The sequence below is a fragment of the Micromonospora aurantiaca ATCC 27029 genome, from assembly GCF_000145235.1.
Taxonomy (GTDB): domain Bacteria; phylum Actinomycetota; class Actinomycetes; order Mycobacteriales; family Micromonosporaceae; genus Micromonospora; species Micromonospora aurantiaca.
Window position 1 is genome coordinate 691,821 of the sequence record NC_014391.1, and the last position, 23,719, is coordinate 715,539.

At 72.3% G+C, this 23,719-nt stretch carries 26 protein-coding genes, 1 tRNA gene and 1 pseudogene; 14 read left to right on the top strand and 14 right to left on the bottom strand.

Features of this window, described 5'->3' with window-relative positions; genetic code table 11:
• Nucleotides 1–26: 26 nt before the first annotated feature.
• Nucleotides 27–458: a Fur family transcriptional regulator gene (locus MICAU_RS03495; protein ID WP_013283906.1), complete on the bottom strand. Its 432-nt coding sequence runs from the start codon at nucleotides 456–458 to the stop codon at nucleotides 27–29.
• 161 nt (nucleotides 459–619) lie between these two features.
• Between MICAU_RS03495 and MICAU_RS03500 the strand changes: the two genes are divergently transcribed.
• Nucleotides 620–1,102 carry a DUF2231 domain-containing protein gene (locus MICAU_RS03500; protein WP_013283907.1) on the top strand — a complete coding sequence of 161 codons (483 nt, stop codon included), beginning with the start codon at nucleotides 620–622 and terminating at the stop codon, nucleotides 1,100–1,102.
• A gap of 10 nt (nucleotides 1,103–1,112) precedes the next feature.
• Here the strand turns inward: MICAU_RS03500 and MICAU_RS31435 are convergent, their stop codons facing one another.
• A complete protein-coding gene (locus MICAU_RS31435) occupies nucleotides 1,113–1,667 on the bottom strand; it encodes a hypothetical protein (RefSeq protein WP_041798779.1) in 555 nt (184 codons plus the stop codon).
• Nucleotides 1,668–1,853: 186 nt separating this feature from the next.
• On the opposite strand from MICAU_RS31435, the gene MICAU_RS32850 reads away from it, so the two are divergent.
• Nucleotides 1,854–2,030, top strand: coding sequence for a hypothetical protein (locus MICAU_RS32850; RefSeq protein WP_174361685.1), 177 nt, complete (start codon nucleotides 1,854–1,856; stop codon nucleotides 2,028–2,030).
• Between the two features lie 5 nt (nucleotides 2,031–2,035).
• Here the strand turns inward: MICAU_RS32850 and MICAU_RS03515 are convergent, their stop codons facing one another.
• On the bottom strand, nucleotides 2,036–2,512 hold the full coding sequence (locus tag MICAU_RS03515) for a hypothetical protein (RefSeq protein ID WP_013283910.1): 477 nt from the start codon (nucleotides 2,510–2,512) through the stop codon (nucleotides 2,036–2,038).
• A gap of 366 nt (nucleotides 2,513–2,878) precedes the next feature.
• On the opposite strand from MICAU_RS03515, the gene MICAU_RS32995 reads away from it, so the two are divergent.
• The gene (locus tag MICAU_RS32995; RefSeq protein WP_013283911.1) at nucleotides 2,879–3,109 is read left to right on the top strand and encodes a hypothetical protein; all 231 of its coding nucleotides are present in this window, start codon (nucleotides 2,879–2,881) and stop codon (nucleotides 3,107–3,109) included.
• A 14-nt stretch (nucleotides 3,110–3,123) separates the two neighbouring features.
• Here the strand turns inward: MICAU_RS32995 and MICAU_RS33355 are convergent.
• Nucleotides 3,124–3,300: pseudogene (locus MICAU_RS33355) on the bottom strand (FmdB family zinc ribbon protein); the annotation flags it as partial.
• Nucleotides 3,301–3,327: 27 nt separating this feature from the next.
• Entirely contained in the window at nucleotides 3,328–3,975 is a 648-nt protein-coding gene (locus MICAU_RS03525; protein WP_013283912.1) for a 5-formyltetrahydrofolate cyclo-ligase, read from the bottom strand.
• An 82-nt stretch (nucleotides 3,976–4,057) separates the two neighbouring features.
• Between MICAU_RS03525 and MICAU_RS03530 the strand changes: the two genes are divergently transcribed.
• The 6 genes from MICAU_RS03530 (at nucleotide 4,058) to MICAU_RS03555 (ending at nucleotide 10,511) form a co-directional block, all read left to right on the top strand.
• Nucleotides 4,058–6,247 carry a GGDEF domain-containing protein gene (locus tag MICAU_RS03530; RefSeq protein ID WP_049794804.1) on the top strand — a complete coding sequence of 730 codons (2,190 nt, stop codon included), beginning with the start codon at nucleotides 4,058–4,060 and terminating at the stop codon, nucleotides 6,245–6,247.
• Between the two features lie 9 nt (nucleotides 6,248–6,256).
• On the top strand, nucleotides 6,257–7,246 hold the full coding sequence (locus MICAU_RS03535; protein WP_013283914.1) for a UTP--glucose-1-phosphate uridylyltransferase: 990 nt from the start codon (nucleotides 6,257–6,259) through the stop codon (nucleotides 7,244–7,246).
• Nucleotides 7,243–8,556 (top strand): molybdopterin molybdotransferase MoeA, encoded by a 1,314-nt coding sequence (locus MICAU_RS03540; RefSeq protein WP_013283915.1) that lies wholly within the window; start codon nucleotides 7,243–7,245, stop codon nucleotides 8,554–8,556. The genes MICAU_RS03535 and MICAU_RS03540 overlap by 4 nt, the downstream gene beginning before the upstream one ends.
• A 108-nt stretch (nucleotides 8,557–8,664) precedes the next feature.
• Nucleotides 8,665–9,306 (top strand): GNAT family N-acetyltransferase, encoded by a 642-nt coding sequence (locus tag MICAU_RS03545; RefSeq protein ID WP_013283916.1) that lies wholly within the window; start codon nucleotides 8,665–8,667, stop codon nucleotides 9,304–9,306.
• Nucleotides 9,307–9,474: 168 nt separating this feature from the next.
• Nucleotides 9,475–10,257 (top strand): divisome protein SepX/GlpR, encoded by a 783-nt coding sequence (sepX, locus tag MICAU_RS03550; protein WP_174361693.1) that lies wholly within the window; start codon nucleotides 9,475–9,477, stop codon nucleotides 10,255–10,257.
• 180 nt (nucleotides 10,258–10,437) lie between these two features.
• A tRNA-Ala gene (locus tag MICAU_RS03555) sits at nucleotides 10,438–10,511 on the top strand.
• Between the two features lie 965 nt (nucleotides 10,512–11,476).
• On the opposite strand, the gene MICAU_RS03560 is transcribed toward MICAU_RS03555, so the two are convergent.
• Complete coding sequence (locus MICAU_RS03560) at nucleotides 11,477–12,259, bottom strand: IS5/IS1182 family transposase (RefSeq protein ID WP_013283918.1); 783 nt, start codon at nucleotides 12,257–12,259, stop codon at nucleotides 11,477–11,479.
• Between the two features lie 133 nt (nucleotides 12,260–12,392).
• Here MICAU_RS03560 and MICAU_RS03565 point away from each other — a divergent pair, with 133 nt between their 5' ends.
• Nucleotides 12,393–13,118 (top strand): RICIN domain-containing protein, encoded by a 726-nt coding sequence (locus MICAU_RS03565; protein WP_013283919.1) that lies wholly within the window; start codon nucleotides 12,393–12,395, stop codon nucleotides 13,116–13,118.
• An 81-nt stretch (nucleotides 13,119–13,199) separates the two neighbouring features.
• On the opposite strand, the gene MICAU_RS03570 is transcribed toward MICAU_RS03565, so the two are convergent.
• The 5 genes from MICAU_RS03570 to MICAU_RS03590 form a co-directional block, all read right to left on the bottom strand.
• Complete coding sequence (locus tag MICAU_RS03570; protein ID WP_013283920.1) at nucleotides 13,200–13,895, bottom strand: 20S proteasome subunit A/B; 696 nt, start codon at nucleotides 13,893–13,895, stop codon at nucleotides 13,200–13,202.
• Between the two features lie 152 nt (nucleotides 13,896–14,047).
• Nucleotides 14,048–14,266, bottom strand: coding sequence for a tautomerase family protein (locus tag MICAU_RS03575; protein ID WP_013283921.1), 219 nt, complete (start codon nucleotides 14,264–14,266; stop codon nucleotides 14,048–14,050).
• 61 nt (nucleotides 14,267–14,327) lie between these two features.
• Nucleotides 14,328–14,807 carry an SRPBCC family protein gene (locus MICAU_RS03580; RefSeq protein WP_013283922.1) on the bottom strand — a complete coding sequence of 160 codons (480 nt, stop codon included), beginning with the start codon at nucleotides 14,805–14,807 and terminating at the stop codon, nucleotides 14,328–14,330.
• Entirely contained in the window at nucleotides 14,804–15,151 is a 348-nt protein-coding gene (locus MICAU_RS03585; RefSeq protein ID WP_013283923.1) for an ArsR/SmtB family transcription factor, read from the bottom strand. Before MICAU_RS03585 ends, MICAU_RS03580 begins: the two co-directional genes overlap by 4 nt.
• Nucleotides 15,152–15,178: 27 nt before the next feature.
• Complete coding sequence (locus tag MICAU_RS03590) at nucleotides 15,179–15,805, bottom strand: DUF1963 domain-containing protein (RefSeq protein WP_013283924.1); 627 nt, start codon at nucleotides 15,803–15,805, stop codon at nucleotides 15,179–15,181.
• A 146-nt stretch (nucleotides 15,806–15,951) separates the two neighbouring features.
• Here MICAU_RS03590 and MICAU_RS03595 point away from each other — a divergent pair, with 146 nt between their 5' ends.
• On the top strand, nucleotides 15,952–16,710 hold the full coding sequence (locus MICAU_RS03595) for a hypothetical protein (RefSeq protein WP_041798784.1): 759 nt from the start codon (nucleotides 15,952–15,954) through the stop codon (nucleotides 16,708–16,710).
• Between the two features lie 25 nt (nucleotides 16,711–16,735).
• On the opposite strand, the gene rox is transcribed toward MICAU_RS03595, so the two are convergent.
• Genes rox through MICAU_RS03610 form a run of 3 tightly spaced genes read right to left on the bottom strand, consistent with a single transcriptional unit; the run spans nucleotide 16,736 to nucleotide 19,355 of the window.
• Entirely contained in the window at nucleotides 16,736–18,163 is a 1,428-nt protein-coding gene (gene rox / locus MICAU_RS03600) for a rifampin monooxygenase (RefSeq protein WP_013283926.1), read from the bottom strand.
• 20 nt (nucleotides 18,164–18,183) lie between these two features.
• On the bottom strand, nucleotides 18,184–18,363 hold the full coding sequence (locus tag MICAU_RS03605) for a hypothetical protein (RefSeq protein WP_013283927.1): 180 nt from the start codon (nucleotides 18,361–18,363) through the stop codon (nucleotides 18,184–18,186).
• A 53-nt stretch (nucleotides 18,364–18,416) separates the two neighbouring features.
• Complete coding sequence (locus MICAU_RS03610; protein ID WP_013283928.1) at nucleotides 18,417–19,355, bottom strand: helix-turn-helix domain-containing protein; 939 nt, start codon at nucleotides 19,353–19,355, stop codon at nucleotides 18,417–18,419.
• Nucleotides 19,356–19,449: 94 nt separating this feature from the next.
• Here MICAU_RS03610 and MICAU_RS03615 point away from each other — a divergent pair, with 94 nt between their 5' ends.
• The 3 genes from MICAU_RS03615 (at nucleotide 19,450) to MICAU_RS03625 (ending at nucleotide 23,686) form a co-directional block, all read left to right on the top strand.
• Entirely contained in the window at nucleotides 19,450–20,460 is a 1,011-nt protein-coding gene (locus tag MICAU_RS03615; RefSeq protein ID WP_013283929.1) for a saccharopine dehydrogenase family protein, read from the top strand.
• Between the two features lie 131 nt (nucleotides 20,461–20,591).
• A complete protein-coding gene (locus MICAU_RS03620) occupies nucleotides 20,592–22,712 on the top strand; it encodes a cellulase family glycosylhydrolase (protein ID WP_013283930.1) in 2,121 nt (706 codons plus the stop codon).
• 110 nt (nucleotides 22,713–22,822) lie between these two features.
• Nucleotides 22,823–23,686, top strand: coding sequence for an alpha/beta fold hydrolase (locus MICAU_RS03625; RefSeq protein WP_013283931.1), 864 nt, complete (start codon nucleotides 22,823–22,825; stop codon nucleotides 23,684–23,686).
• Nucleotides 23,687–23,719: the final 33 nt, after the last annotated feature.

Consider the following 23,719-nt stretch of genomic DNA (forward strand, 5'->3'; position numbering starts at 1 on the left):
ACGTGCGGCGATCGTCGGTGCGGCGGTCAGTCGTCGTCGGCGGAGCGGCGGGACTGGCAGGTAGGGCAGAGGCCCCAGAAGGTCACTTCCGCCTCGTCCAGCTCGAAGCCGTGCGCCACGTTCGGGTCCAGACAGGGGGCGCTGCCGACCGCGCAGTCCACGTCGGCGATCTCCCCGCAGCCCCGGCACACCACGTGGTGGTGGTTGTCGCCGACCCGGGCCTCGTACCGCGCGGGACTGCCGGCCGGCTCGATCCGGCGGGACAGCCCGGCCCGGGACAGGGCGCCGAGGACGTCGTAGACGGCCTGGGTGGAGACCGAGTCGATCCGCCGGCGGACCCGCCGGGTGATCTCGTCGACCTCCAGGTGACCGCCGGCGGAGAGCACGTCCAGCACGGCGAGACGCGGCCGGGTGACCCGTAGGCCCCTCGACCGGAGCAGCTCCTCACCTGTGGACATGGATCCATGACAGCACGGCTCAGGCGGGCCGACAAGCGAGCGTTGTTCACCCGTGGCCGGGGCCACAGGTGAACCGGCACCGCCGCGCCCGCGTGTATCGAAGAAGACGGCGTCACGCCGTACGCTGAGCGCGCCAAACCACCCACTCGCCGGAGGTGTCGGTGTTCAGGGAAATCAACGGTCTGCCCGTCCACGTGCTCGTCATCCACGCGGCGGTGGTGCTGGTGCCGCTGCTGGCACTGCTCGCCGTCGCGTACGGGGTGCTGCCCCGCTGGCGGCCCCGCCTCGGCTGGGCGGTCGCGGCGCTCGCCGTGGTCACCCCGATCGTCGCCTGGGTGGCTACCGAGTCCGGCGAGGAGCTGGAGGAGGCCCTGCGCGCGAAGGGCTACCCGCCGGACCGGCTCCAGCAGATCCACGAGCACGCCGAGTACGGCGACACGCTGTTCTGGTTCGCGCTCGGGCTCGGCGTCGTGGCGCTGCTGCTCGTGCTGTCGACGAGCCGCCTCGTCGCGGGCCGGAACCTGCCCCGCTGGCTCCCGATCCTGCTCACCGTCGTGGTGGCGGTGCTCGCGGTCTTCGCGATCGTGTACGTCTACCTGACCGGGGACAGCGGCGCCAAGATGGTCTGGGACGGCGTCGTCTGACCGGTACGGCTCAGAACAGCACCCGCGAGCAGAGCAGGCAGGTGAGCAGCACCAGCACCACTGCGACGGCTGCCCCGATGCCGTAGGTGAGCCGCTGCGCGCGCTGCTCCGCCTGGTCCATCGCGGCCATGTCCTGCGGCGGGAGCCGTCGGGGCGGTGACGGCTGTACGTGTACCGGTGGCCGCCAGCCGGGCGGCGGAGGCGTGCTCGGCGGCGGTCCCGCGTACCCCGAGGGCGGGGGGCCACCACCGGGCGACCCCGGCCACGCGCCGCCGGCCACCGTCCAGCCGCCCGCCGCCTCCGGCCGGGCCCACGGGCTGTCGGTGGCCGCCTCGCGTGACCACGGGCTGGCGGTCCCGGCCGGTTCGACGGTGCGGTCCGGTTCATGGGCGCCGTCGGCGTTATTGGCGTCACCCGGCCGAGATCCGGGACCGGCCGGGTGGGCGTCCGCGTTGTCCGCGCCGTCCCGGGGGACCGCCCCGGGGGCGTTCTCCGCGGCGGGTGCCGGTTGGTCCGGGCGTCGCCAGGTCTCGTCGTCGGGGCTGCCACCGCTCGGCGTCGTCACGCCGTCCGACGCTACCAACGCCCCGGGCCGGTCGGCCGCCCGACGCGTCGATCACCGCCACCCCGGCCCGTCGCGCCCTGTGTGTGGCGTTCCGACGGCTCCCGGCCCGGTACGGCCGGGCTCGGGACGATCCGGCCGGTCCCGGGGATCGAGCCGGCGCCCCGTTCGGCGGTATCGTTGCTGCTCGTGACCGACCCCGCCATCCGGACACCGCGCGACGACGACGACCGCGTGGTCGACCTCAGCGACGACTTCGTGGTGCTGCCCGAGCAGACCAGCGACGACACCGACCGCGGCTGGGGCGAGCGCCCCGGCGGCAACGACGACTGGCTGCTCGCCGAACGCCCCCCGCACTGGGGCTGATCGCGTCAGCCGCGTACCACCACGGCGAATCGACTGCCCTCCGGCAACCCGACCGCCCGCCTGGCCTGCTCCGGCGGCAGCGCCAGGTAGAGCGCAGAGGAGCCGTCGACCGCGCCGGTGGCGCCGACCACGTCGAGCACCAGCGCGCGCGGAGCTAGCAGCGTCGGGTCGGGCGAACCGCCGGCCGGCACGACGAGCAGGTCGACGCGGGCACCCGGGCGCAGCACCGCGAGCGCGGCCGGCTCGGCCAGCCGGATCGGCACGCCGACCGCACCGGCCGGCAGGGCGGGGGTGCCGCCGGACGGCGACGCCGTCGCCGAGGCGGCCGGCAGGACGCGGGGTGGTGGGCAGGACGGCGGCGTCCGGAGCACCGCAGCGGCCAGGCCGAGCAGCACCGCGACGAGCGTCACCCGCAGCAGCGTCCGGCGCCGGGGCAGCCCGCGCCAGCGGACCGGACGCAACGTTGCCTCGCCATCCGCCACCGCTGCCTCCCGCCGCCGGTCAACCGTCCGACCCGCAGGCTAGGCCCGGCCTCCCGGCTCCCGCCGCCCCACCGCCCGCCCCTGTGGATAACCCGCCGCCCTGTGGAAAACCGTTCCCCCGGGGAGGCCCGCCGTCACCAGCGGACGTCCGGTACGGCTGGGACCGCCAGCTCGGGGAGGTTGCTGCTTCCGGACCGGCGGATGCAGCAACCTCGCCGTGCTGGCGAGCTTCCGCCACCGGCCGAGCAGCAGCCTCGCCGAGGTGGCGAGCTTCCGCCACCGGCCGAGCAGCAGCCTCGCCGAGGTGGCGAGCACCCGCCGCGAACGGAACGTGGCCGCCCCCGAGCGGGAACGGCCACGTGTCGCGTGCGAGCAGCGGGTCAGGACGAGCTGGACGCCGCCGGTGCCTTGCTCGCCGTCGACCCGGAACCGGACGAGGAGGACGACCCGGACGAGGAGGACGACCCGGACGAGGAGGACGACCCGGACGACGAGGACGAGGAGTCCGACGACGAGGACGAGGACGACTCGGACTTGGCCGGCTTGCTCGTCGAGGCGCCGTTGTCGGAGCCGGACGGACGGGAGTCCGTACGGTAGAAGCCGGAGCCCTTGAACACGATGCCTACCGAGTTGAAGAGCTTTCGCAGCCGCCCCTCACACGCCGGGCACTCGGTCAGCGGCTCGTCCGAGAAGGACTGCACCGCCTCGAGCTGGTGGCCGCACGCGGTGCAGGCGTACTGGTACGTGGGCACGTTCTCCTCCGGATCTTCGGCACGGCCTTCTGGCACTCGTGGACTTCGAGTGCCAATGGTGCGTCATGACCCCCGGGTTCGTCCAGCGGAAGCGCCCGGGCCCACACCCGGGACCGCCACCAGCCCGTCCGCCGGAGTGATCACACAGTGCACCGGGCGGTCGTGCGGCAGGGCGGGCACCGCCGCGACCAGCTCGCCGTCGTGCAGCAGCGCCACTGTCGGCACTGTGGCGGGCACCCGGGCCAGCGCGCGGTCGTACGAGCCGCCGCCCCGGCCCAGCCGGATGCCGCGGCGGTCCACCGCGACCGCCGGCACCACGACCAGGGCGGCTCCGGCCACCGCGGCACGCCCCCGGGGCGGTGCGGTCGGCTCGCGCAGGCCCCGGCCGGCGGCGCGCAACGACTCCGGGCCGGTGTACGGGGCCCAGTCCAGGTCCAGGTCCCCGCGCAGCACCGGCAGCAGCAGTTCGGCGTCGGGCGGCAGCGCGGCCCGCAGCACGTCCGGCAGGTCGTCCCCGCCGGGCTCCGAGGCGACCGGCACGTACGCGCTCATCCTGGCCGGCCGCAGCCGTCGTACCAACGTCACCAGCTCGGCCTGGACGGCGGCCGCCGCCACCGCGCGGTCGGCCGCGGACAGCGACCGGCGCGCGGCGAGTAGCGCGATGCGCATCTCCCGCTTCGCATCGTGCGCTTCATCCGAAAATTCCGGCACGCAACACTCCTGACGCAACGCTTGCCTAATGGTCGCTCTGTGTCAGCATCGCACCAAGGGAGCGGAACTTCCGGGGGGAAGATTGACGCTACGCGGGCGGTTGACGGCGGCTTTCCTCGCGGTGGTCCTCGGCCCCGTCCTGCTCGGCGCGTTCTTCGTCGGGGCGACGCTCAGCGCGGTCGACCACAGCCGCGCCACCGAGCGGCTGGGCCTGGCCGCGGCCGGTGTCCGTACCTCGATCGACGCACTCTGCCAGCAACTCCGCGCGGCGGCCGACGCGGTCGCGCTGGTCGGCGACCCGGTCGTCCGGTCGCGCGCGGCCGACCAGGTGGTCGCCCGGGGCCTGGCCGCCGCCGTGCTGATCGCCGACGCCGCCGGCCGCACCACCTACACCACGCCCGGCGGGCCGGCCGGCCGCTGGCAGGACTGCGCCGGCGCGCCCGCCACCGGTGTCGCCGCGCTGGCCGCCCAGGTCCGGCTCCGCGACCCGGCCGGCACCGACCTGGGCGCGGTCGCCGCCGCCCAGCCCGTCGACCGGGCCTTCGTGGCGCGGCTCGCCGCCGTGACCGGCGTCGGGATCACCCTCCTCGACGACCCCGGCGGCATCACCCACACGACCGAGGACCAGGGGGTACGCGCAGCGGTGCTGGCCGCCGCCGGCAAGGCGGACGGGAACCGGGTGACCGGGACCGGCGACGGCCGGTACGTGCGCCGGGTCGGCCCGTCTCCCGGTCAGCCGCTGCCGCTGGTGCTGTCGGTGCCGGGGGAACGTGCGCCCGGCCTGTACGGGGCGCTGATCGCCGCGGTCGCGCTCGCCGCCCTGCTCGCAGTGCTCGCGGCCTGGCGACTGGCCCGGGTGACCACCCGGCCGCTCGGTGAGCTGGCCGGCGCGGTGGACCGGGTGGCGCGCGGCGACCTGAGCGCCCGGGTGCCGGTGCGCAGCCGCGACGAGATCGGGCGGCTGGCCAGCGCGTTCAACCGGATGACCCGGGAGACCGGCACCTACGTGACGGCGCTGACCAGCAGCCGCGACCAGCTCCGCAATCACCTCGCAGTGCTCGGCGACACGCTCGCCAGCACGCACGACCTGCAACGCATCCTGCGGGTGATCCTGGACAGCGCGATCGCCGCCACCGGCGCCCGGGCCGGCGCGGTGCTGCTGGTCGACGGCGACGGCGTACTCGTCGGCCGGTGCGTGGAAGGTCTGACCGGACGCCGGCCGACGGGCGACCCGGCCGACCCGGCGACGCTGCGGGTGCCGGTCGGCGCCGGGGTGCTCGGCGCGGTAGCCGCCACCGGCGAACCGCTGCGCGGACGGTGGGCGCCGCCGGACACGCCGACCGGGGAGCCGTCCTGCGAGACGTACGTTGCGGTGCCGTTCGCCACCCCCGGCGGCGCCGAACCGCGCGGCCCGGACCGGCCCGGCCATCCGCCCGCCGACGGCGACCCGCCCGGCTCGGCCTGCGCGGCGCTCGGCGTGCTCGTGCTCTACGACCGGCTCGGCGGGCACGAGTTCCACGACGACGACGTGGTGACGCTGCGGACGTTCGCCGGGCACGCCGCGGTCGCCGTGGAGAACGTCCGGGTGCACGAGGAGGCGCAACGGCTCTCCCTCACCGACCCGCTGACCGGGCTGTGGAACTACCGCTACCTGCGCGAGTCGATCCGCCGCGAGGTGGAGCGGGCGAACCGGTTCGGCCGGATGCTCAGCGTCCTCGCGCTCGACCTGGACCGCTTCAAGAACGTCAACGACACCTGGGGGCACGCCGCCGGGGACGCCGTGCTGGTCGAGTTCGCCCGCCGGGTACGCGGCGTGATCCGCGAGGTGGACCTGGCGTTCCGGCAGGGCGGCGAGGAGTTCGTGGTGCTGCTGCCGGAGACCGACGCCCGGGGCGCCACGATCGTCGCCGAGCGGCTCGGCGCTGTGGTACGCGACCAGCCGGTGGCGGTCGACGGGAACGGCGACGAGCCGGTGCGGGTGCCGGTGACCGTCTCCATCGGCATCGCCGTCTACCCGGACCACGCGGCCGGCGGCCAGCAGGTGCTCGACGCCGCCGACGACGCGTTGTACGCGGCGAAGGCCGCCGGACGCGACGGCTACCGGCTCGCCCCGGCGCCCGATCCGGTCCCCACCCAGGAGATCCCGGTGGTGGCCGCCGGCGTCAGCCCGCCGGACGGGCTGCCCCGGGCCGGCGCGGCGGACCCGGCGGGCACCGTCCAGGGCGGCGCGTCTTCCGGTCCTCACCCGCCGCGGCAGAGCCGTGGCCGATAGTCTCGCGACATGTCGGAGCACTCAGCGAACCCCTCAGCGGCCCCCGGTCGCTCCCGCGCGGTCAAGGCCGTGATCCCGGCCGCCGGCCTGGCCACCCGGTTCCTGCCGGCCACCAAGGCGGTTCCCAAGGAACTGCTGCCGGTCGTCGACCGGCCGGTGCTGCAGTACATCGTCGAGGAGGCCGCCCAGGCCGGCATCGACGACATCCTGCTGATCACCGGTCGCGGCAAGACCTCGATGGTGGACCACTTCGACCGCCGGCCGGACCTGGAGGAACGGCTCGCCAAGAAGCCCGAGCTGCTGGCCGAGGTCAAGCGCACCGAGGAACTCGCAGCGATCTACACGGTCCGCCAGCCGGAACAGCTCGGCCTCGGTCACGCCGTCGGGTACGCCGAGTCGCACGTCGGCGACGCGCCCTTCGCGGTGCTGCTCGGCGACGAGTTCGTCAAGCCCTCCGAGCCGCTGCTGCCGGCCATGCTGGAACTCCAGGCCCGCACCGGCGGCGTGGTGCTCGCGTTCTTCGAGGTCGACCCGGCCGAGACCAGCCGCTACGGCATCGCGTCGGTCGAGCCGGCCGAGTCGGAATACTCCGACATCGCCGAGGTCGTCAAGGTCACCGGCATGGTGGAGAAGCCCAGCCCGGAGGACGCCCCCAGCAACCTCGCCGTCCTCGGCCGGTACGTGCTCCCCGGGAAGATCTTCGACGCGATCCGGCGTACCCGGCCGGGCAGCGGCGGCGAGATCCAGCTGACCGACGCGATGGAGCTGCTGCGTACCGAGGGGGTGCCGGTGCACGCCATCGTCTACCGGGGCACCCGCTACGACACCGGCATGCCGCTCGGCTACCTCCAGACCGTGGTGCAGATCGCCGCCGAGCGGGAGGACCTGGGCGCCGAGTTCCGCAAGTGGCTGACCGAGTTCGTCAACAACGGTGACGAGACGGTCACCGCCGCGGTCCTCAACGGCATCCGCGACGCGTCCGGCGGTGCCGATACATGACAGCGACGGCCGACGCCGAGGCGGCCGCGAACGAGTTGACGCCGCTCGCCGACTACCTGGGCAGTGTGCTGCGCAGGTTACGCGCGCTGCCTCCACTCGACCTCGACCTGACCCAGGCGTACGGCAACGTGCTCGCCGAGGACGTGGTCGCCCCGCACTCGTACCCCGCCTTCGACCAGGCGGCGGTGGACGGGTACGCCGCGCGCTGGGAGGACATCTCCGGTGGGAGTCGGGGGCCGGGCTACGTCCCGGCCCCCTCCGGTATGCCCGGCGGCCGCAGCATCCGCCTCAACGTGGTGGGTGACCTGGGCGCGGCGAGCTGGCGACCGGTGCGGCTCACCCCCGGCGCCTGCTTCTCGGTCGCGGCGGGCGCGCCGCTGCCGATCGGCGCGGACGTGGTCGTCCCGGTGGAGTGGACCGACCAGGGCATGGCCGCCGTCGAGATCTTCCGCGCCCCCAAACGGGGGTACGGCCTGCGCCGCGCCGGGGAGGAACTGGTCGCCGGCACGCTGCTCGCCCGCGCCGGGGCGTACGTCTCACCGGCCCTGGTCGCGGTGTTCGCCGCCACCGGCATCGGGCACGTGGTGGTGCGGCCCAGCCCGCGCGTGGTCATCGTGGCCACCGGCGACGAGCTGGTGGACGTGGGCCGGGGCAGCCAGCCCGGCCAGGTGGTGGACACCAACTCGCACGCGCTGACCGCGGCGGCGGCGGAGGCGGGCGCGCTCGCGTACCGGGTGGGGATCTGCGACGACGACCCGGAGGCGCTGCGCGGCCTGCTGGAGGACCAGACGCTGCGCGCCGACCTGATCATCACCACCGGCGGCACCGGCACCGGTCCCGGCGACATGGTCCGCCGCATCCTGTCCCGCCGCGACGGCGGGCGCGCCGGGCCGGTCGCCTTCACAGAGGTGGCCCTCTATCCCGGAACGGCTCTCGGGTTCGGTACGGTCGGCGCCGAGGAGGTGCCGGTGGTGTGTCTTCCCGGTGAGCCCGGCGCGGCGCTGATCGGCTTCGAGGTGCTGGCCCGCCCGGCCATCCAGCTGCTGGCCGGGGCCGAGCCGGTGTTCCGGCCGAGCGTCCGCGCGCACCTGCTGGAGACGGTCTCGTCCCCGGTGGGGCTGCGCGAGTTCCGGCCCGCGCACGTGGCCGAGCGGCGCGGCGGCGGGTACACCGTGCAGCCGCTCGCCGGTGGCCCGTACACGCTCTCCGGCCTGGCCGAGGCCAACGGCCTGCTGGTTCTCGGCGAGCGGGTCACCACTGCGGCTGCCGGGTCTACGGTGGACGTGCTCCTGCTGGACCGGCGCCGGTGAGCGCGAGGAGTGAGCTTGCGAGCCCCGCAGTCGCGAGCGGAAGGCAAGCTCGGTGAGCGCGAGGAGTGAGCTTGCGAGCCCCGCAGTCGCGAGCGAAGGGCCGGCTCGGTGAGGTTCCGGCGGGCGCCGGGGTGGCCGGCGGTGCTGGTGGACGGTCCGGTGGTACTGCGGCCGTACCGGCGTTCGGACGCCGCCGCCTGGTCGGAGATCCGGCGCGCGAACCGCGAGTGGCTGGCGCCGTGGGAGTCCCATGTGCCCGGCGGCTGGTACGAGACGAACTCGCCCGCCGCGTTCCGCCTGGTGCACGCCGACCAGCGCAAGTCCGCGCGTACCGGTGAGGGCATGCCGTTCGCCGTCTGCCTCCGCGAGAACGGGCAGGAGCGGCTGGTCGGCCACGTGAACGTGGGCAGCATCGTGCGGCGGGCGTTCTGCTCCGGGTACGTGGGCTACTGGGTGGACTCCAGGGTGGCCGGTCGCGGCGTGATCCCGACCGCTGTGGCGCTCGCCGTGGACCACGCGTTCGGACCGGGCGGTCTGCACCGGATCGAGGTGAACATCCGGCCGGAGAACATGCCCTCCCGGCGGGTGGTGGAGAAACTCGGCTTCCGCGAGGAGGCCTATCACGTGCGCTACATGCACATCGACGGCGCGTGGCGGGACCACATCGGATACGCGATGACGGGCGAGGAAGTAGTAGCCGAGGGCGGCTTGCTGGCGCGGTGGCACCGCGTACGTGACAACCGCCGCTGAGGCGAACGCCCGGCGCGGCGCACTGTGAACCGGGTCGGCGGCCCGTAACCTCAAGTAACTGCAAGCTGTGGCAAGCGCTGCCCGCCCGCACGAAGTGCGCCGTAAACGACGGTAGACGGAAGAAGTTGCGGCGGCGGCGCTCGCCGGAGAACTTTGGTGACGGGAGGGGTGAGGGTGCCCACGTCGGTGCTCCTCGCCGTCCTCGCCGCCGCCGGTCTGCTCGCCCTCGCTCCGGCGCTGGTCCGCCGGTACGACGCCACCGAGCGGCTGGTGGCGGAGCGGGCGCAGTCGACGGCGCGGGTGCTCCAGCGCCGGCGTCGACGGCGCACCGTGCCCGGGCGGCGACCGCTGCACCCGCCGCGCTCCCTCGTCGTGACCCTCAGTGAAGACTCCGACACGGGCAGTCTTGCCCGTCCGGTCTCCGCACCGCCACTGCGCCGACGCTCCGGGCGACTCCGGCCCGTCTCCGCGGTGCCGGCCCAGTCCCGCCGACGGCACCCGCCCCGGCGACGGCACACCCCGGCGATCTATCGCCGGCGCCGGGTGCTGGCCGCGCTGCTGCTGCTCAACCTGGTCGAATTGGGCGGCGTGGTGCTCGTCGGACCCGGGTTCTGGATCAGTGTCTCGGTCACCGGCGCGCTGCTCGTCGCGTACGTCGTACACCTGCGGCAGCGTGCCCTGGCCGAGCGCCGACGGCGGCGCGCGGACGCCCGCGAGGCGGCCTGGCTGGCCGCCCGCCAGGCCGAGGTGCGCCGCGAGCAGGCCCGGCGCGCGGCGGCCCGACGGGAGGCGCAGCGCCGGCTGGCCGCCCAGCGCGAGGCGGTCCGGCGTGCGGCGATGGGGCTGGACCGTCCCGCGGACCTGCCACCGGCGGCGAGCGGCGGCTCGGTGTCCTACCGGCGGGCGGGCGGCCTGCGCGGACGCCCCTACCAGTCCGGCCGAGGCGCCTGACCGCCGTGCCGGCGCCTTGCTGGTGGCGATCTTGGAAGGTTTCGGCCCCTCCGGGGGCCTTTTCCTTCCAAGATCTACGGGGCGGCGGGGCGGTTCGCGTCGTGGGGGCGCGACCTGTTAGCCTTGTCGTCGGCCCGCCCGGTGAAAGCCGGGTGGGACCGACGCTGGTTCGCCGGCGGAGGGGCTGTGGCGCAGACCGGTAGCGCACCTCGTTCGCATCGAGGGGGTCAGGGGTTCAAATCCCCTCAGCTCCACCCAGTTCAAAGGCCGTCTCCCGTGGTGGGGGACGGCCTTTTCTGATCTTCTGCAGCAAGTGGCTTGGGCGCATCGTGAGGTGGGCGCTCACACGCGGTGGTGCGACACGCCATGGCCGAGACGGTCTTCGCCACCCTCACGACCGAACTGGTCCACACCCGCGCCTGGCCGTGACGGCACGAACTGGAAACGGTCGTCTTCTCTTCCATCGAAGGCTTCTGCGGCCCACGGCGCCGGCACGGCCGTCTGGGTAACGTCAGCCCCGACGCCTACGAGAAGACCCGTCACGAGTCCCTGACACACTCATGAAGCTGTTGAGATAGACGTCCGAGTGGTCAACGCCGAGACGACAGGAACAGCCGCTGCGACAGTAGTCGGGCGGGTCAAGGGCGACCGCGAGGGTGAAGGACCCGAAACCTGCTGTGTCCCGCCACCGACCAGCAGGCGAACAGCGCGCCGGATGTCGGGTGACCGGCGCCGTCTCGAGCCGTCTTCCAGGTCGGTTGGGCCACCTGCTCGGCGGCGTCGCCGCTCGCCCTTTGCGGTGTTTATGAGAGCGTTTGTTGCCGAGCATTAGCGTCCGAGACGGCGACAACCGGAAGTCTTCGCTATTCAAGAAAATGTTTTGACTTGTTGCCGATGCTTGGGATATCCAGTTTGTCGGCAATGGCCCCCGGGATTCGATCGGCACTCCTGACTTCCTTATTGTTAATCGCGTTTAGAGTTCCGGCCGACCGGGGGATCCGGGCGTCGTCGGCCAGCGCCCCACAATGAGCCGGCAAACCAGTCGGGCCGCCCCGAACAGGCGCGATTTTGCCACCCGCTCGACCTGTTGTGGCTGCCAGGAGCGCCCGTACCGTTGCGGCACCAGCGTTCCGTGTGATTGGCCAGATGAATTGCGGCAATTGCAGGCGTGCTGATTGTATCGAAAATCGTCTTTGATGGGAACGACAGTGAGCCATTTTCATCCTGCGTAGCGGTCGGCTTCGACGCGGTGCAGGACGAGGATGGCCTGCACGATCGCGGTCGCTCGGCGTGGGCAGCAGCGCAGCTTGACCAGGATTTTCCAGGTCTTGAGGGTGGCGATCGCGCGTTCGCCGCGGGCGCGGATCTTCGCGTGCGCTCGGTTGACGGCCTTCTGCCGGCGTGACAGCTTCGGCCGGAAGCGGCGCCGCTTGAACGGGGTGCGCACGCTGCCGGGGGCGCCTTGATAGCCCTTGTCCGCGAAGGTCATCACGTCGGTGCTGGCCAGGGCGTCGATGATGCCGTGGGTGCGGGCGGCGGTCAGGTCGTGCGTCGAGGCGGGCAGCGCGGCCGAGGCCCAGACGAGACGCCCGGCCGCGTCGGCGATGACCTGCACGTTCACGCCGTGACGCTTGTGTTTTCCGGAGTAGTACGGCTTCTGGTTGGCGACCCGGTCGATCGGGATCAGGGTGCCGTCGAGGATTGCGTAGGCGAGCAGACGGATCCTGGTCATGGCCGTGGCCAGGTCGTCGGCGGTCGCGGCGAGCAGGTCGATGGCCTCGCGGACATAACGCCAGGCGGTCGTGACGCCGATGTCGAATCCGGCGGCCAGGCGGGTGTAGGTGTCGCCGTTGCGCAGGTGGGCCAGGGCGAGCAGGGCTTGCCGGCCGGGGTCGAGGCGTCGCCACCGAGACCGTTGCTGCTGGCGGCGGGTTCGGATGAGGGCGGCGAGGTGGTTCAGGCTGCGGGTGGACAACGGAATCGCGGCAGGGTAAGACAGCACAGCGAGGCTCCCGGTTGGGGCATCTGATCTTGGTCGATTGCTGTCTTACCGGGAGCCTCGTCCTACCTGGACACCGGCCTCCCACACCGCCCGTGACCTGCGCCGTCACGATGAAAATGGCTCAGTGAAAAACATGCGAAAGTCTGTGGTGGTCTTGGCGGTTCTGGCCATGGCCGCGGCGGGATGCGAGCAGGCCAGTGAGTCAAGCCCGTCTGCGTCCGAGTCGGCCACGCCGACGAGCGTGGCATCCGCCTCTGCATCCGCCGCCGCGTCCGCGCCCGCGGTGGCGGTCGACACGTCCATCAACGAGAAGCCGGTGGACGGTTCAGACGCCGCTGCCGTGAAGACGGTGGATGTCGCGGCGCAGCCGGCGGCCCAGGCCCCAGCCTCGGCGGGGGGATACTACAAGCTCAAGACCGTGTTCCGCGGTGAGAACGAGTGCCTGGAAGGCAACCGCGTCGACGGCAACTCAACCCTCGCCGGCGCCGCGTTCCAGAACACCTGCAAGGACGTTGACGGGCAGGCCTGGAGTCTCACCAAGCGCCCCGACGGCTACTACACGCTGCGGACGAAGTTCCTCGGCGAGCAGAAGTGCCTCGAAGGCAACCAGATAGCCGGGAAGGTCCTCGGCGGCGCCGCGTTCCTGGACACGTGCCGCGAGGTCACCGGACAGCAGTGGAAGCTGGTCAAGGCCGGAGACAACCTCTTCCGGCTGCAGACGAAGTTCCGGGAGAAGGAAGGCGAATGCCTGGAAGGTAACCGATTCGCGCCGACGTCCGTCCTGAAGGGTGCGGCGTTCACCGACAAGTGCCAGAACGTGACCGGGCAGCTCTGGTACCTCACCGCGATCCCTGCCTGACGACACCGCATTGACCGGAGGAGCCCGGACTGTTGTCCGGGCTCCTCCGCGCGGATGACGGTTTGCTCGCACGCCCCGGCGTCAGTCGAACAGGCCGTCGAGCGCCTTCTGTTCGAGATCGCGCCAGCGCTCGGCGTCCTTCAGTGCCTTGGCGATCTCCTTCTCGTCGAGGTGGTGGGCGCCCTCCTCGCGGATGCACGCGACGCTGAACGGCCCGCCGACCGACGGCGAGGTCCGCTCCAGCGCCTCCAGCACCCGTACCACGCCCACCACGCCGTACTCGACGGTGCGCGTGGTCATCCGGAAGTGGGACAGCAGCGCGCCGGCCTGCTGGGCCATGGGCGCGCCGGAGCCGATGGCGTGGAAGCCCACGTCCTCGTAGCGGCCGATGAGTCCGTTGGGGTTGATCTCCACGATCCACGGGCCGCCCTGGCTGAAGCCGGCCGCGAGCAGGTACGCCGACACCCCGCCGCCGGCGCCCTCGCCTGGTACGTCCGGGATGTAGTTCTCGTAGTGCTTCTTGAAGACGGGCAGGACGCGCTCCTGCAGCTCGTCGCCGATGTCGGGTGCTTCGAGGATGGCGGTGGCCGAGTCCTGGAGGAGGGGGCGCAGGTCGTTGAGTACCCCCCGCGCACCGCTGCCGCCCCAGGCGGCGCAGTCGCCCAGCGGGTGCAGCTTCTGGGCGGGGAAGCTCAGACCGCGGTCGCTCTCGGTGATCTGGGAGTCGGCGCCGATCACCACCCCGTCTTTGCAGACAACGGCGAGTACGACGGTCATAGCGTCCTCCTGAGCAGGGGTAAGGGGTAGGGCGCGACGTACCCGCCATCCCGCCTGCCTACACCCCGACGAGTGTTGGCCCACTCGTGGCCGGACTACGGGAAGGCTGCCGCCCGTCGGCGGCGACGCGGTCGAGCGGCCGGCCGGATGCGTTACGGCGACGGCTCGTGGAAGTAGACGGTGGCCGACCACCAGTCACCGTCGGCAGTGATCTCGCTTTGAATGACGACGTCCTGGACCTCGATACCGGGCCGTTGCTCGATGCTGTCGGCGATGCGGCGTAGCAGGGCCGGGACGCTGTCCTGACCCGGTCCCGCCGGGTTGGCCTGCGAGAAGTGCTTGATTGTCCACGACGGCGGTTCGGACGGCATGACGGCAGTCTGCCAGTGCCTCTCTCCGAGCCTTTCGAGGCTCGTGAATCCAAGGCGCGTGCTATCCGGCCTCGGTGAACAGTCCGGCGTAGCGGTCCAGGTACAGCGGCCAGCCCTGGTCGTGGCCGACGCCGTCACGAACCGACTCCCAATCCGGACCGTGCCGGTCCAGGTTGCGGTGCTCCAACTCGACCCGGGTGCGCTGCGGTGTCTCGGCGACGAACCGGACCTCGACCTCGCTGGCGTTGTCCAGATCCTGTTCGAGCTGCCATGCCGGGCTGATGTCCCAGCTGAAGACGAGCCGGTCCGGCGGCTCGAAGACGAGGATTCGCGCCCAGGCGCACTCACTGCCGTCCTCGGCGCGGTCGAAGATGTGCCCACCGACCTTCGGCTCGAACACCGTCTCGGTGATCGGCGACGACAGCAGGTTGTGCTCCTTCGGCTTGAAGTCGCCGAACCGCTCCGTGAACACCGCGAAAGCCCGCTCCACCGGCGCGTCGACCACGATCTGCCGTCGCACCACCGCATCCGTGCCACTCATGATTCCTCCTCGTCAGGGCGCTCGGCGACGTCCTTGAAGCCGTCCAGCGCGCGGCTCCAGTAGGTGTCGAGCTGATCTCGTAAGGCGGCCACGCCGGCGGGATTGAGCCGGTAGACACGCTTCGTTCCCGCCGTGCGGTCCGTCACCAGGCCGGCGTCCTTCAGCACCCGCAGATGCTGCGACACCGCCGGCCGGCTGACCGGCAGCACCGCGGCCAGCTCGCCGACCGCCCGCGGCTGCTCCGCGAGACACGCGATGATCGCCCGCCGAGTCGGGTCGCCCAGGGCGTCCCACCCGTCCTCGGTTCGGTAAGTTCCCACGAACAGTAAGCTACGGCTTACCATTGGCGTTCGTCAAGCCTGAAAAGCAGGTCACTGTTGCCACAGGAACGCGGCCGTCGAGCATGGCCGGCAGCGGAATCCGTACCCGCAGCCACCGCCACCGAAGTTGAAGCCGGTGTGGTGATCGTGGCCTTCCTCGAGCTGGACGACGAACGACATGGGCAGGGCGCAGGCGGGACAGGTGGGCGTCTGGTCGAACTGGAGCCACGCCGGCAGTCCGCCGAGTTGCCCGAGGACGTCTCGCAGCGGTCGGCCGGACTCACCGCGCCAGCGCTCGCGCGCCTCGTCGTAGCCGTCGGAGTCGTGCATCGGCACGTACGTGACGGCGGACGTCTCGGCCGCCAGGACGGTGTCGCCCGGGGGCACGGCAGACGGAGCCAGCGCCCCGGAAGGGAAGACGAACGCGCGGTTGCCGCCGGCTGTCGCATCCCACTCGTCGCACAGGCCCGGATCGTTCTGGCACATGAAGATCGACAAGAGCGCGGCGTCGTCCGCGTCGATGTCGTCGAGTCGGACCTGGGCCAGGAACTGCATCGGTCCGTCGCACTCGTCGCACACCGGCCAGTCGAAGCCCGCAGGCACGAGCGGAACACCGCCGGTACGCGTGCCGGGCGCATCTGGCGCCGTGTCACCGTTGTAGATCATCAGAATCGTCACGCGGCGCAGCGTAGGGGAGTTGACGATCTCTCGCAGCGCTCAGATGTGCCCGGGTCCGTCCGGCACCCGGCCCGCAGCCGGGCGGCCGATCGGAGTCACGTCCGTTGGTAGCCTGACGCGTCCGTACGACAGATGGAGTCTGCCCGGTGCTCAGGATGGTGCTGCGGAGGCTGGGCGCGGCGGGCGCGGTCTGCCTGGTGGCTGCGTGCGGACCCTCGACTGCTGATCCAGCGGATCGTTCGGCGGGCGAAGCTGCCCCCTCCACGGCCCAGGCGACCGGCACGCCCACCACCGGGAAAGCGTCCGCGATTCCGGCGACCGGCGGCGCCGGCTACTCCGCGGCACTGTCGGCGCGGCTGGTGACCACGGACGCGCTACCACGAGGTTTCACTGTGGACATCGCGACGGTCATGGCTCCGGATGCGGGCCGGCAGCGCCCCGGCCCCGAGGTGCCCTGTGCGGACATGATTCCGCTGTTGTCGGCCAACCGGCTGACCGGTGCTCCGTCGGCGATGGCCGCCGCCACCGTCAGCTCTGGCGAGGGCTCCGATTACCCGTGGGTGGCAAGCGAAGTGCTCAGGACGTACGCCGACGACGGCGCCCGAGAGGCGATGGCGGACCTGCGGACGTTCATCGGCCGGTGCCCTGCCGTCGCGTCACCGGGCCAGGACGGAGGCAGCTACCGTTTCGCGGTGGTACCGGGGCCGCGACTGGGCGACGAGAGCATGCGCGTCGACGCCAGCACGACTTCCGGATCGATCACCCTGGAATGGGACAGCATCCTCGTCCGGATCGGCACCACCCTGGTGGTCGTTCATGAGCAGGGCAACGAGCCCGGCGGCGACGATCACCTCACCCGACTCGCCGAAGCCGCGCTCCGCAGCTACCAGACAACCGGACCCTGAACGCCCTCGGGCGGTCGGCGGCAGCTCACCTCGTCGCGCCACCCAACCACCTGGTCAGCGCATCCTCCAGCGTCTGCTGATCGTCACCCACCCAGGCCACGTGCCCGTCCGGCCGCAGCAACACCGCCGGCACGTCCAGCTCGTCGCCGGTGCCGGCGACGTGCCCGACCCGGTCGGCCCAGCCGTCCACCGACAGCTTCCCGGTCCCGTCCAGCAACAACCCGCCGCCGGTACGCATCAGCTCGTACAGGCGTCCCTCCCGCAGCGGTACGTCGCGCAGCCGCCGCCCGAGCAGCGCATGCCCCTCGCCGACGTCGTACCGGACGCTGATCGCTGTGACCTTCTCGATCAGGAAGCGGTTGACCTCGTCGAAGTCCATGAGCTGCGCCAGCATCTGACGCACGGCCTGCGGTCCGGGCTCGTTCGTGGTCAGCAGCATCTGCGCGCGGGTGTTCGTCAGCACGTCGGCGGCGACCGGGCGTCGCTCGGTCTCGTAGGTGTCCAGCAGGCCGTCCGGCGCCCAGCCGTTCACCGTCGCCGCCAGCTTCCAGCCCAGGTTGAACGCGTCCTGGATGCCCAGGTTGAGCCCCTGCCCGCCCAGCGGCGGGTGGACGTGCGCGGCGTCGCCGGCCAGGAACACCCGCCCGACCCGGTAGTGCTCGGCCAGGCGGGTCGCGTCGCCGAACCTCGACAGCCAGCGGGGGGAGTGCACGCCGAAGTCGGTGCCCGCGTACGCGTGAAGTTGCCGCTTGACGTCATCGAGCGTCGGCGGCGCCGAGGCCACGTCGGCCGCCGGTACGACCACCCGGAACACGCCGGGCCTGCCGGACGGCCCGAGCCCGAACCGTTTCTCGGTGCGGCGTACCTCGGTCATGATCGCGGTGATCTCGTCCGCGGACGCGGTCACCTCCATCTCGCCGAGCAGCGTGTCGATCGTCGACGGCTCGCCGGGAAAGCCGACGCCGAGCAGCTTGCGGACGGTGCTGCGCCCGCCGTCGCAGCCGACGGCGAACCGCGCCCGCAGCGGTGACGCGCTCTCGTCGTCGAGGTGGACTGTCACGCCGTCGTCGTCCTGCTCCAGCCCGGTCACCGCACTGCCGCGCCGGATCTCAGCGCCGACCTCGGCGGCGTGGTCGGCGAGCAGCCGGTCGGTGAGCGTCTGCGGGATGCCGAGGACGTACGGGTGTGCGGTGTCCAGGTCGGCGGGCGCGGGTTTGTCGATGCTGGCGAAGAACCCCCGGATCGGATGGGTGCCGCCGTGTTCGAGGAACCGCTCCAGCAGCCCGCGCTGGTCCATCACCTCGATGCTGCGGACGTGCAGGCCGAGCGAGCGCACGTACGGCGGCGGCTCGGCGTCGCGTTCCAGGACGAGCACGCCGACGCCCTGAAGGCGCAACTCGCTCGCCAGCATCATGCCGGTCGGCCCACCGCCGACCACGATCACGTCGAACACATCTTCCCCCGTGCCGAGTGTCAGGCGACCGTCCCCTTCGGCGGCACGAAGCCGCCGGAGAGGGCGCGGATGCGTGCCACGAGCGCAGCGACGATCGGCTGGTGGTCGAATCGACCATAGCCGCCGTGCCGGAACGCGCGGGCCTCGAAGAACTCGCCGCCGCCGGCGCCGTCGTCGGGCACCCGTACCTGCTCAGCCATGGTCTGCTCCCGGTGGTCGGGTGGCCGACGCTACAACCGCCGGGCAACCCCGGTCAGCCGCGGCGGAACGTCCGGCGGTAGGTGTCCGGGGGTACGCCGACGGTGCGCTGGAAGTGGCGGCGCAGCGTCGTCGCCGTACCCATGCCGGATGCCTCGGCGACGGCGTCGATGCCGTCGTCGGTGTTCTCCAGCAACTCCTGCGCCCGCCGGATGCGCTGCGTGGCCAGCCACTGCGACGGCGTGGCGCCGCTCGCGGCGGTGAAGTGCCGGACCAGGTTGCGGGTGCTCATGGTGGCCTGGCGGGCGAGGTCGGCGACCGTCAGCGGGCGGTCCAGCCGTGCCATCGCCCAGGGGAGCAGCGCGGCGAGCGGGTGGTCCTCGCGGGCCGGGACCGGTGTGGTGACGTACTGGGCCTGGCCGCCCGCGCGGTGCGGCGGCACCACCAGGCGGCGGGCGACGGCGTTGGCGACTGTGGAGCCGTGGTCGCGGCGGATCAGGTGCAGGCACAGGTCGATCGCGGCGGCCTTGCCGGCGGAGGCGAGCACGTCACCGTTGTCCACGTAGAGCACGTCCGGGTCGACCTGGACGCGTGGGTAGCGGGCGGCGAGCGCGTCGGTGTGCGCCCAGTGGGTGGTGGCGCGCAGCCCGTCGAGGATGCCGGCGGCGGCGAGGACGAACGCGCCGGTGCAGAACGAGACCATCCGGGCGCCCGCCTCGTGCGCGGCGCGGACCGCGTCGACCAGGTCGGACGGCGGCTCGGCGTCGGTGTCCTCGATCGCCGGGACGATCACCGTGTGGGCGCGGGCCAGGTGGTCCAGCCCGTGGTCGGGCGTGACCGCGAACCGGCCGACGCCGACCGGGCCGGGACCGCAGACCACCAGGTCGTACCAGGGGTCGGCCAGGCCGGTCGGGTCGCGGACGAAGATCTCGCAGGCCGCCGCCAGCTCGAAGTGCAGCATCCCGTCGGTGGCGGCGAGCGCGATCAGGGTCATGTCCGAAACTGTACGGGCATTGGCGTTTGCGCCACTGTCCCGGCTCTCGAATTCCGGCGAGGATCATTCCAGTCGATCTTCGAGGGGGAATGTCATGCAGGTGGCGGTGTTCGGGGCGTACGGGCACACCGGACGGTTCGTGGTGGCGGAGCTGCGGGAGCGGGGATACGAGCCGCTGCCGGTGGGACGTGACGGCGGGAGGCTGTCAGCCGCGTTCCCGGGGGTGGAGCAGCGGGTGGCGTCGGTAGACGATCCGGCCTCGCTGGACCGGGCGCTGGCCGGGGCGGCGGCGGTGGTCAACTGCGCCGGGCCGTTCGCCTCGACCGCCGGCCCGCTGATCGAGGCCGCGTTGCGGGCCGGGATCCCCTACGTCGACGTGGCGGCCGAGATCGAGGCGAACCGGGACACGTTCGCGCACTACGCCGAGCGTGCCGAGGCCGCGGGAGTCGCGGTGGTGCCCGCCATGGCGTTCTTCGGCGGGCTCGGCGACCTGCTGGTCACCGTCGCGATGGGGGACTGGGCGGCGGCCGACGAGGCGCACGTCGCGTACGGGCTGAGCAGCTGGCACCCGACGGCCGGGACGGTCGCCTCCGGCGTCGTCTCGCGCGAGCGCCGCGACGGCCGGCGGGTCCGCTTCACCGACGGGCGCCTGGTGTACGCCGACGGCGACCTGCCCCGGCGGGACTGGGAGTTCCCGGCGCCGCTCGGTGTCCGGCCGGTGCTCGGCGAGTTCACCATGGCCGACGTGGTGACGGTGCCGAGCCACCTGGACATTCCGGAGGTGTGCACGTACATGACCGCGAACGCGGCAGGGGATCTGGCCGCCGGGGAGGCGCCGGCCGCTGTGGACGAGCGTGGCCGGTCCGCGCAGACGTTCACCGTCGACGTGGTGGTGCGTTCGGGCGACGTCCGCCGGCGGGTGGTGGCCCACGGGCAGGACATCTACGCGATCAGCGCGCCGCTGGCGGTCGAGGCGGTCCACCGGATCCTGACCGGGCAGACGCGGGCGACCGGTGTCGCGTCGGCCGGCCGGATCTTCGACGCGCCGGACTTCCTGGGCGCGCTGTCGGCGCACCTCACCGTCGAGACGCCGCCGGCCGCCTGATGCCCCGTCGGCCTCCCGCATCCACGGCTACCGATTGACAATGTTTGGAATCCAAACTTACTCTCGCGCTGGGCGGGTGCGCGCCCCGCCTTCCCCGTCCACGCGCCCCACCCCACCACGAAGGAACCACCATGTTCCGCTCTCCCCGTACCGCCCGGTTGCGGGTCGGCCTGGTCGCCGCGACCGCCGCGGCACTCGTGACAGGCACCGCCGTGATGGCGACGAACGCCCAGGCGGCGGCCGGCTGCCGCGTCACCTACACGACCGCCAGCCAGTGGCCCGGCGGCTTCACCGCGAACGTCGACGTGACCAACCTCGGTGACCCGATCAACGGCTGGAACCTGCGCTGGACGTTCCCGTCCGGCCAGCGGGTCACCCAGGCCTGGAGCGCCACAGTCACCTCCTCCGGCGCCGACGTCACCGCGACGAACGTCGGCTACAACGGCTCCATCGCCACCAACGGCAGCGTCTCGTTCGGCTTCAACGGCTCCTGGTCCGGCGCGAACACCGCGCCCACCGCGTTCTCGCTCAACGGTGTGGCCTGCACCGGCGGCGTCGGCGGGACCACCCCGCCGCCGACCACCACGCCGCCGCCGACCACTCCGCCCCCGACCACCCCGCCGCCCACCACGCCACCGCCCACGACCCCGCCGCCCGCCGGCAACGCCATGGCCGCCGTCGCCGCCATGCAGCCCGGCTGGAACCTCGGCAACTCCTTCGACGCGGTCGGCGCGGACGAGACCGCGTGGGGCAACCCGCGGGTCACCGAGGCGCTGCTCGACAACGTCCGGGCGCAGGGCTTCAACAGCATCCGCATCCCGGTGACCTGGAGCAACCACCACGGCGCCGCGCCGAACTACACGATCGACGCGGCCTGGCTGAACCGGGTACGCGAGGTGGTCGGCTGGGCGCTCGCCGACGGCTTCTACGTGGTGCTCAACATCCACCACGACTCGTGGCAGTGGATCAACACGATGCCCACCGACCGCACTAACGTGCTGAACCGCTACAACGCGCTCTGGACCCAGATCGCCGCCGCGTTCAAGGACTCCTCGCCGAAGCTGACCTTCGAGAGCGTCAACGAGCCGCAGTTCACCGGAAGCTCCGGCGACGCGCAGAACGCCACGCTCCTCAACGAGCTGAACACCTCGTTCCACCGCATCGTCCGTCAGTCCGGCGGGGGCAACGCCACCCGGCTGCTGGTCCTGCCGACCCTGCACACCTCCGCCGAGCAGGCCCGGGTGAACGAGCTGGTCAGCACGTTCAACACGCTCAACGACCCGAACCTGATCGCCACCGTGCACTTCTACGGGTACTGGCCGTTCAGCGTGAACGTCGCCGGGGGCACCCGGTTCGACGCGACGGTCCAGCAGGACCTGACCGACCAGTTCGACCGGGTCTACAACGCCTTCGTCACCCGCAACATCCCGGTGATCATCGGCGAGTACGGGTTGCTCGGCTTCGACCGCCACACCGGCACCATCGAGCAGGGCGAGAAGCTCAAGTTCTTCGAGTTCCTCGGCCACTACGCGCGTAGCCGCAAGCTGACCACCCAGCTCTGGGACAACGGCCAGCACTTCGACCGCACGTCGTTCGTGTGGAAGGACCCCGAGCTGTTCGCGCAGATCAAGTCGAGCTGGACGACCCGCTCCGGCACCGCGTCCAGCGACCAGGTGTACGTGCCGCGTACCGGCACGATCACCGCCAAGAGCCTGACGCTCAACCTGAACGGCACCACGTTCCAGGGGCTGCGCCAGGGCACCACCGACCTGGTGAACGGCACCGACTACACGGTCTCCGGCAGCACCCTGACGCTCACCGCGTCGGCGCTGACCCGGCTGGTCGGCTCCCGCGCGTACGGGGTGAACGCCAACCTCCAGGCCCGCTTCTCCGCGGGCGTGCCGTGGCGGATCAGCATCATCACGTACGACCCGCCGGTGCTGTCGAACGCCACGGGCACCACGGCGGCGTTCACGCTCCCGGCGCAGTTCCGCGGTGACCAGCTGGCCACGATGGAGGCGAAGTACGCCGACGGCAGCAACGCCGGGCCGCACAACTGGACCTCGTACAAGGAGTTCGACGTGACGTTCGCGCCGAACTACACCGGCAACACGATCGCGTTGAAGCCGGAGTTCTTCGCCGAGGTCAACGACGGCCAGCGGGTCACGCTGACGTTCCACTTCTGGAGCGGCACGAAGCTGACCTACTACGTGACCAAGTCCGGCAGCACCGTCACCGGCACGGTGAGCTGACCGCTACGGCACGGCTCGCGGCGGTGGGCGTCGACACCGCCGCGAGCCGTGCCCGGCACGAGTTTCCGCCGGACCGATGATTTCCGAGGTCGGCGCCGGTCGACAGAGGCATGAAGACGCTCACTCTCCAGACGCCCGAGGTCGACCTGGTCTACGACGTCCACGCCCCCGAGGCGGCCGAGGCCGGGCACCGCCCCTTGTTCATGATCGGCCAGCCGATGTGCGCCGACGGCTTCACCACGCTCGCGTCGTACTTCCCGGACCGCACAGTCATCACGTACGACCCGCGCGGGCTCGGCCGGAGCGTCCGCAAGGACGGCCGGAACGACTCGCTGCCCGAGGTGCAGGCCCGGGACGTCCGCGACATCGTCGACGCCCTCGGCATGGGCCCGGTCGACATGTTCGCCAGCAGCGGCGGCGCGGTGACCGCGCTCGCGCTGGTGGCCGCCCACCCGGACGTGGTGACCACGCTCGTGGCGCACGAGCCGCCGCTGGTCACGCTGCTCCCCGACGCCGAGGCGGCCGGACGGGCCATGGCCGCCTGCCAGGAGGCGTACCGGAAGAACGGCTGGGGTGCCGGCATGGCGGCGTTCATCGTCATGACGTCGTGGCGCGGCGAGTTCACCGACGACTACTTCGCGCAGCCCGCGCCCGATCCCGCCGCGTTCGGAATGCCGGCCGAGGACGACGGCAGCCGCGACGACCCGCTGCTCTCCGACCGGTCCGCGGCGGTCACCGTCTTCCGGCCGGACGCCGACGCGCTGCGCGCCGCGCCCACCCGGGTCGTGGTGGCGGTGGGCGAGGAGTCGGCGGACACCCTCACCGCGCGGACGTCGGTGGCCACCGCCGAGCTGCTCGGCGGACAGGCCGCGGTCTTCCCGAGCCACCACGGCGGGTTCCTCGGCGAGGGGATGGGCCACGCCGGGCAGCCGGAGGCGTTCGCGCGCCGGCTGCGGGAGATCCTCGACGCCTGACCGCGGCAGCGCCGCGTCGCGGATGCCCGCGAC